This window comes from Streptomyces boncukensis (genome assembly GCF_011045075.1).
GTDB classification, from domain to species: domain Bacteria; phylum Actinomycetota; class Actinomycetes; order Streptomycetales; family Streptomycetaceae; genus Streptomyces; species Streptomyces boncukensis.
On record NZ_JAAKZZ010000436.1, the window covers coordinates 1 to 6,376 of the forward strand.

Annotated in this window: 7 protein-coding genes; 4 read left to right on the forward strand and 3 right to left on the reverse strand. The window is 75.1% G+C overall.

From position 1 onward, the window contains the following. Positions 1–223: 223 nt before the first annotated feature. The gene (gene yczR / locus G5C65_RS28960) at positions 224–1,711 is read right to left on the reverse strand and encodes a MocR-like transcription factor YczR (protein WP_165302001.1); all 1,488 of its coding nucleotides are present in this window, start codon (positions 1,709–1,711) and stop codon (positions 224–226) included. A 169-nt stretch (positions 1,712–1,880) separates the two neighbouring features. On the opposite strand from yczR, the gene G5C65_RS28965 reads away from it, so the two are divergent. Continuing rightward, complete coding sequence (locus tag G5C65_RS28965; protein ID WP_165302002.1) at positions 1,881–2,543, forward strand: nitroreductase family protein; 663 nt, start codon at positions 1,881–1,883, stop codon at positions 2,541–2,543. An 85-nt stretch (positions 2,544–2,628) separates the two neighbouring features. Here the strand turns inward: G5C65_RS28965 and G5C65_RS28970 are convergent, their stop codons facing one another. Both G5C65_RS28970 and G5C65_RS28975 read right to left on the reverse strand, forming a co-directional pair. Further along, on the reverse strand, positions 2,629–2,979 hold the full coding sequence (locus G5C65_RS28970; RefSeq protein WP_165302003.1) for an STAS domain-containing protein: 351 nt from the start codon (positions 2,977–2,979) through the stop codon (positions 2,629–2,631). A gap of 169 nt (positions 2,980–3,148) precedes the next feature. Next, a complete protein-coding gene (locus G5C65_RS28975; RefSeq protein ID WP_165302007.1) occupies positions 3,149–4,078 on the reverse strand; it encodes a LysR family transcriptional regulator in 930 nt (309 codons plus the stop codon). Positions 4,079–4,249: 171 nt separating this feature from the next. Here G5C65_RS28975 and G5C65_RS28980 point away from each other — a divergent pair, with 171 nt between their 5' ends. From G5C65_RS28980 to G5C65_RS28990, 3 genes are all read left to right on the forward strand, one after another. Then, positions 4,250–4,945 (forward strand): type 1 glutamine amidotransferase domain-containing protein, encoded by a 696-nt coding sequence (locus G5C65_RS28980; RefSeq protein ID WP_165302004.1) that lies wholly within the window; start codon positions 4,250–4,252, stop codon positions 4,943–4,945. A 3-nt stretch (positions 4,946–4,948) separates the two neighbouring features. After that, positions 4,949–5,536, forward strand: a complete 588-nt coding sequence (locus G5C65_RS28985) for a TetR/AcrR family transcriptional regulator (RefSeq protein WP_165302005.1) — start codon at positions 4,949–4,951, stop codon at positions 5,534–5,536. Positions 5,537–5,552: 16 nt separating this feature from the next. Then, positions 5,553–6,376 (forward strand): aldo/keto reductase (locus G5C65_RS28990; protein WP_165302006.1); only part of this gene is annotated, 824 nt, incomplete at its 3' end.

Below are 6,376 nucleotides of genomic sequence, written 5' to 3' on the forward strand. Positions count from 1 at the left end.
CCCTTTGCCGCCTCCCCCTTCCCGTGCGTCGCTGACCGCGGTCACTCCCCCAAGCTCTCGGCTTCGCTCGGGCAGGGAGGTACCCCCATGGCTGGTCGCGCAGTTCCCCGCGCCCCTTCGGGGCGCCATCCGCTGCGGCCCACCACGACGCACTCGCACCCTGCGACGCGACGGCAAGGGGCGGCCCTCTGTCCAGGCACACCCCGCGCCGGGCGGGGCGCCCTCACGCCACCCAGTCCCGGCGCCTCGGCGACCAGGCGCCGCCCGCCCCGGCGCCCGGTTCACCGTCCAGCGCGGCCGCCAGCCGTGCGACGGCCGTCTCGATGCTCGGCGCGGGCAGCGTGTAGGGGAGCCGCAGCCGGTGCTCGTGGGTGCCCGGGTCCACACCGAAGCGGGTGCCGCCCTCGATGCGTACGCCCTGCCGCAGCGCCGCCTCGGTCAGCGCCGTCACGACCGGCCGCCCCAGGTCCGCCCAGAGGCACTGCCCGCCGGGCGGCAGCCGCCACCGCCAGTCGGGCAGCCGCTCGGTGAGGGCCGCGGCGAGCGCCGCCCGCTGGGCGCGCAGTTGGGACAGCCGGCGGCGCAGCACCTGCGCGTCGCGCTCCAGCAGCCCCAGCGCCACCAGCTGGTCGAGGACCGGGGTGGCGAGGTCGGCCGAAACCCGCGCCATCGCCAGCTCCGTGATCAGCCGCGACCCCGCGCGCACCCAGCCGACGCGCAGCCCGCCCCAGTGGGTCTTGCTCAGCGAGCCGACGGTCAGGATCTGCTCACCGCACCCCGCGGGCGCTGCGGCGGCGAACGGCGGGGGAGCGGGCACGTCGAGCGCGAGGTCGGCGAGCGTCTCGTCGATCAGCAGCCAGGTGCCGGTGGCGCGGGCCGTGCGCGCGAGCCGCACCCGGTCGGCGTACGGCATCACACAGCCCGTCGGATTCTGGAAGTCCGGTATGAGGTAGGCCAGCCGGGGCGCGGTCCGCCGCAGCGCCGACTCGACCAGCGCGACGTCCCAGCCGCTCTCGGTGACCGGCACCGGGACGCTGCGCAGCCCGGCGCGGCGCACCGCGTCCAGCGCGTTGGGGTACGTCGGATTCTCCACGAGCGCCCGGTCGCCCTGCCGGCCCAGCAGCGCCAGGGAGAGCGAGACGCCCTGCTGGGCGCCCGTGGTGACGAGGATCTGCTCCGGGATCGTGGGCAGCCCCCGGTGGGTGAACCGCTCGGCGAGCGCCGCCCGCAGCTCGGGCAGGCCGAAGGGGTGGTAGCCGGACGTCGCCGCGTGCCGGGCCAGCGCCCCGCCCGCCTCGGCGTACGCCTCGGCCAGCTCGCTCTCGGGGGCGTGCGGCGCGGCGAGCGCCAGGTCGAGCACCCCGTCGTCCGCGGGGAACGCGGCCAGCCGGGACGGGCGGCGGCCCTCGGGCAGCGCGGTCCAGGTGCCCGAGCCGCGCCGGCTGTGCGCGTACCCGCCCTCCCGCAGCAGGTCGTACGCGGCGGTCACGGTGGCCCTGCTGACCCCGAGCGCCGCGGCCAGTTCCCGCTCGGCGGGCAGCCGGGCGCGCAGCGGCACCCGCCCGTCGAACAGCAGGGCGCGCACGCCGTCGGCGAGCGCCCGGTAGCCGGGCCGCGCGCCGGTGGCGGCCGTACGGGCCAGCAGTGCGGCCAGCGCACCCGCGCCGACCGGGGCCCGGTCCGCTGTTCCGACGTCCCGGACTCCAGCCATGCCGCTCTCTCCCGTACCGCGCGCTATTGGCCTGGAAGAGCAGGCCAATCCTGTCCCTCACCCTACAGCCGGGCAGCGCGGGCCGGTCCGGTCACCTTTCGCCGGGCCGCTCCGTCGGTGGGACGGAGCCGAAACGCGGATCCGGGAATGAGAGAGAGGGAGACGGCTGGTGGATGTCCACGAAGCGGTCACGACCCGGCGCGCGGTGCGCGCCTTCACCGCCGAACCGGTGCCGAGGCAGGTCCTGGAGCGGGTGCTGGCCACCGCCTGCCACGCGCCGTCGGGCGGCAACCTGCAGCCGTGGCAGGTGTACGTGCTGACGGGCGCGGCGCTCGCCGAGGTGAAGAAGCGCACCGCCGAGCGGCTGGCGGCGGGCGACCCCGGCGACGAGCGCGAGTACCCGATGTACCCGGCCGCGCTGGGCTCCCCGTACCGCGAGCGCCGGGCCTCCGCCGCCGAGCTGCGGTACGCCGCGCTCGGCATCCCGCGTGGGGACGCGCGGGCACGGGCCGGGGCCGTCGCGGCGAACTGGGACTGCTTCGGCGCCCCCGCCGCGCTCTTCTGCTACCTGGACCGGGCCATGGGAGCGCCCCAGTGGGCGGACGCGGGGATGTATCTGCAGACGGTGATGCTGCTGCTCCGGGCGGAGGGGCTGCACAGCTGTCCGCAGATGGCGTGGTCGGTGTACCGCGAGACGGTGGCGGAGGTGGTCGCGCCCCCGGGCGGCCTCGTGCTGTTCTGCGGGCTCTCCGTGGGCCATGCGGATCCGGGCTTCCGCGCCCCGCGGACCCCGAGAGCACCGCTGACCGAGACGGTCACTTTTCTGGAGTAGCGCGGGTCCCTCGCCGCTCGGCACGGGACGCCGACCAGGGCTCCTACGTCCACTACGTTCACTACGCCCACTACGTCCCCTGCGGCTACGTCACAATGCCGCCCCGGCACGCCTCCGCCGCCTCGGCGACCGTGTCGTAGACGAGCCCGGCGTGCTCGACGCCCTGCGTCCGCAGCGCGCTGCGCACCCGCGCGTCCCCGGCGACGGCCAGCGTGCCGCCCCGGGCGCGGACCGTGTGCCGCAGCCGCTCCAGCTCCGGCACCGCCGATCTGTCCAGATGTTCGACGGCGCTGAAGTCGACGACGAAGCCGAGCTGTCCCGCGTGCACGAACCGGAGGACCGGCCCGCACAGCAGCGGCGCGCTCACCTCGTCGAAGCGCCCGGGGGCATCGATGACCAAGACGTCCGCGCCGCTCCAGCGGCACGTGAGACTCATCCGCGGTCCAGCCAACGCGCCGCCTTTCCTCTCCACACTGCGGGCGGCCCCGGCGGAGCGGAACCGCCACCTCACACGCCCACCTGCCCGCCCGGCCGCGGAACATGCCGTCCGGCTGTCCGCGGGGAGCGCGCCCGCGCCGCCGCGCGCCCCGCACGGGAGTCGGGCGTCACCAGCCGCGCCCCTCCCGCAGCAGGACCTCCCGTACCCGCTCGACGTGCGGGTTGTCGGCGGTGCCGGGGCGCTGGACGAGGTAGGCGGTGTTCAGCGGCGGATCCTCGGGCTCGTACAGCGGGACGAGGGCGCCGTCGGCGAGCCGGTCCTGGCACAGGTAGCGCGGCAGCACGGTGTACCCGGCGCCCGCCGTGACCGCGGACAGCACGCCCCGCAGGTCCGGCACGGTGAGGGCCGCCGCGCAGCTGAGCCGCCTGCCGAAGACGTGCCGCCAGTAGCGGCGGGCGATGGGCAGGTCCTCGGCATAGGTGACCAGCGGTACGGCGTGCAGCGGCGCCGGGCCCTCGGCGGCCACCCGCGCGCCGAGCCGCTCGGCCCACTCCGGCGCGGCCACCAGGACGAACTCCTCGTCGGCCAGCGGCACGGCGGCCAGCGAGCGGCCGCGCGGCCGGACGGTGGCGATGGCCAGGTCGTGTCGTCCGGCGCGCAGCTCGTCCAGCAGCGGGTCGGTGAGCCCGGTGGTGACGCGCAGCCGTACGCCGTCGGCGACCAGCGGCGCCAGCGCGGGCAGGGCGCGCATACACAGCATCTCCGCCGGCCCCGCCAGATGGACGGGCCGGGCCCGCCCGCCCGGTGCGGGGTCCTGTCCGGCCGCGGCCACCAGCGCGTCCAGCGGCCCCGCCAGCCGGTCCGCCAGCTCGTGTGCGACGGGGGTGGGGGCGACGCCCCTGGGTAGCCGTTCGAACAGCTCGCGCCGCTGCTGCCGCTCCAGGGCCTGGATCTGCGTGGTCACCGTCGGCTGGGAGAGCCCGAGCACATGGGCCGCGGCGGTGAAGGAGCCGGAGCGGTAGACGGCGAGGAAGGTATGGAGCAGGTTCAGGTCCACCGGCCGAGCGTAGGCCCCCTCGGCGGTGTGCGCCGTCAGGCGGCCCGGGGCCCGTGCCGTACGCGCCGGGCGAAACCCATCGGGAAGCCTATGGGGGACATTGGATTTGCCATTGGAAACATCCGGACAGCCGTACTACGGTCGAACTGTCGCCGTACTGACGATCTGCGCACAGGATGTCAGCGCATCAGCAGAGAGGCACTTCCCCCCATGTCCACGATTCTTTTTGTGATGACCGGCGCCGGCACCTGGACGCTGGCCGACGGCACCCCGCACCCCACCGGCTTCTGGGCCGAGGAGGCCGTCGTGCCGTACGAGGCGTTCGCGGCCGCGGGCCACCAGGTCGTCGTCGCCACACCGGGCGGCGTCGTCCCGCCGGTGGACCAGGGCAGCCTGGCGCCCGCCGCCAACGGAGGCCAGCAGGGCGCCGACCGGGTCGCGGCCGCCCTGGAGTCCTTCACCGCCCTCCAGCACCCCCTCCGGCTGGAGGACGTCGACCTCGCGGACTACGCGGCCGTCTTCTACCCCGGCGGCCACGGCCCGATGGAGGACCTGGCCGTCAGCGCCGACTCCGGCGCGCTGCTGGTCGGCGCCCTGGACTCGGGCATCCCGCTCGGTGTGGTGTGCCACGCCCCGGCGGCGCTGCTCGCCGCCACCCGCGCCGACGGCCGCAACGCCTTCGCGGGCTACCAGCTGACCGGCTTCACCAACGCCGAGGAGGCCCAGGCCGGGCTGGCCGACCGGGCGAAGTGGCTGCTCCAGGACCGCCTCACCGACGCGGGCGCGGACTTCCACGAGGGCGAGCCCTGGGCCCCGCACGTGGTCACCGACCGCAACCTCGTCACCGGCCAGAACCCGGCGTCCTCCGCGCCGCTCGCCGCCGAGCTGCTGCGGAAGCTGGGCTGAGCCATGGCCACCGACCGGCTCTCCGAGGTCCTCGACGCGACGTACGACTGCCTGACCCGGTATGGCGTACGGCGCACCACGATGGACGACATCGCCTCTGCCATGGGCGTGTCCCGGTCGGCGGTCTACCAGTACGTCCGCAACAAGGACGACGCCTTCCGGCAGCTCGCCGGGCGGCTGCACGACCAGGCGCTGGAGCGCGCCCGGCACGCCGCGGCCGACGAGGCGGTGCCGTACACCGAGCGCATCCGGCACGTCCTGGCCGTCAAGCTGGACCTGGTGCTCCAGCTGGCCGGGGACTCCCCGCACACCGCCGAGCTGCTCGACGCCAAGGCGCGGCTGTTCGGCGAGATCTGCACCAGCTTCACCGCGGATCTGCGGCACCTGCTGAGCGGGCTCTTCCAGCACGCGGGCCCGGCGCCCGGCGTCGAGCCCGCACAGGCGGCCGACATCTGCCTCGCCCTCGTGTGCGGCCTGGAAGGCGTACCCGACGGCGAGCGGCTGCTGCGGCCCGCGACCGACGCCCTCCTCACGGGGCTGCTGGCCGCACCGCCGGCCACCGACAACCGCATACCGGCACAGGAACACTGAGCTAAGGACCCCCACCTTGCAGAACATCACCCTCAACAACGGCGCCACCATCCCGCAGCTCGGCTTCGGCGTGTGGCAGATCCCGGACGACCAGGCGTACACCGCCGTGTCCCGCGCCCTCGCCGCGGGCTACCGGCACATCGACACCGCCCGCGTGTACGGCAACGAGGAGGGCGTCGGCCGCGCCGTCCGGGACAGCGGGCTGGCCCGCGAGGACCTGTTCCTCACCACCAAGCTGTGGATCGACGACCAGGGCTACGACCAGACCCTCCGCGCCTTCGACGCCGGCCTGAAGCGGCTCGGCACGGACTACGTCGACCTCTACCTGCTGCACTGGCCGACGCCCGGCCGCGACCAGTACGTCGAGTCGTACCAGGCCCTGGAGAAGCTGTACGCCGACGGGCGGGCGAAGTCCATCGGCGTCTCCAACTTCACCGAGCGCACGCTCACCCGGCTGCTGGACGAGACGGGCGTCGTGCCGGTCATCAACCAGATCGAGCTGCACCCGTACTTCGCGCAGGGCGCCATGCGCGCGCTCGACGCCCGGCACGGCATCGCCACCGAGGCGTGGAGCCCGCTCGGCCAGGGCGGCGAGCTGCTCGGCGAGCCGGTGCTCGCGCGCCTCGCCGAGCGGTACGGCAAGACGCCCGCGCAGATCGTGCTGCGCTGGCACCTCCAGCTCGGCAACGTGGTCATCCCCAAGTCGGTGACCCCGGCGCGGATCGAGCAGAACATCGACGTGTTCGACTTCGAGCTGTCCGAAGCGGACCTGCACGAGATCGCCGCCCTCGACCGGGCCGACGGCCGGATCGGCTGGGACCCCGACGTCTTCAACTCCCT

Coding starts and splice junctions, on each gene's coding strand:
- yczR (WP_165302001.1), bottom strand. CDS start 1,711: ATGGCTGGAGTCCGGGACGTCGGAACAGCGGACCGGGCCCCGGTCGGC.
- G5C65_RS28970 (WP_165302003.1), bottom strand. CDS start 2,979: ATGAGTCTCACGTGCCGCTGGAGCGGCGCGGACGTCTTGGTCATCGAT.
- G5C65_RS28980 (WP_165302004.1), top strand. CDS start 4,250: ATGTCCACGATTCTTTTTGTGATGACCGGCGCCGGCACCTGGACGCTG.
- G5C65_RS28985 (WP_165302005.1), top strand. CDS start 4,949: ATGGCCACCGACCGGCTCTCCGAGGTCCTCGACGCGACGTACGACTGC.